Annotated in this window: 1 rRNA gene; it reads right to left on the reverse strand. The window is 43.8% G+C overall.

Annotation, left to right across the window (positions count from 1 at the left end):
• Positions 1 to 160 (reverse strand): 16S ribosomal RNA (locus GPK90_RS11980); the annotation flags it as partial.
• Positions 161 to 265 lie beyond the last annotated feature (105 nt).

Here is a 265-nt window from a genome sequence, read left to right on the forward strand (position 1 = left end):
TCCCCCTGTATGAGGCAGGTTACCCACGCGTTACTCACCCGTCCGCCACTCGGTAAATAAGAATCCATCCGAAAACTTCATCTCATTTACCTCGTTCGACTTGCATGTGTTAGGCACGCCGCCAGCGTTCATCCTGAGCCAGGATCAAACTCTCATGTTAAAGTGTTTGTATCCAGGTTCAAAATTTAGCTTGGCTAATTTTTAAACCGTTCTACTGTTTTGTTAGGTTTTGTTCTGAATGTTCTCATTCATGGTCTAAACCAAA

Source organism: Clostridium sp. MCC344 (assembly GCF_018785365.1).
Classification (GTDB): Bacteria; Bacillota; Clostridia; order Lachnospirales; family Lachnospiraceae; genus Pilosibacter.